We start from the raw sequence: 377 nt of genomic DNA, 5'->3' as shown, positions 1-377 counted from the left end.
AGCGCCAGCACCATTACGACCCCGCCGGCCAACTGACCACCATCGACGACAGCAACCGCGGCACGCTCAGCTACCGCTACGACCCGCTCAACCGCCTGCTCGGCGCACACAGCCGGCTAGGCGCGGAGACCTTCGCCTTCGACCCCGCCAGCAACCTGCTCGACCCCAGCGAAGCGCCCCAGGCCAACGGCCTCAAACGCAGCCGGCAGATGGACAACCTGCTGCACCAGTACCTGGGCAACCACTACCGCTACGACCCCCGCGGCAACCTCAGCGAGCGCTGGCTGGACGGCCAGCACGGCCGCTTCACCTGGGACCTGTACGACCGCCTGGTGGGCTACGAAGATGCCCGGCTCAAGGTCAACTACGGCTACGAC

Annotated in this window: 1 protein-coding gene; it reads left to right on the top strand. The window is 67.9% G+C overall.

Features of this window, described 5'->3' with window-relative positions; translation table 11 throughout:
* Nucleotides 1-377, top strand: a 377-nt coding sequence (locus AAZU54_RS27335; protein WP_434727900.1) for a hypothetical protein, incomplete at both ends; no start/stop codon positions are given.

This window comes from Pseudomonas sp. Je.1.5.c, from assembly GCF_051129895.1.
Taxonomy (GTDB): domain Bacteria; phylum Pseudomonadota; class Gammaproteobacteria; order Pseudomonadales; family Pseudomonadaceae; genus Aquipseudomonas; species Aquipseudomonas urmiensis.
This window is presented reverse-complemented; position numbering and strand designations above follow the sequence as displayed.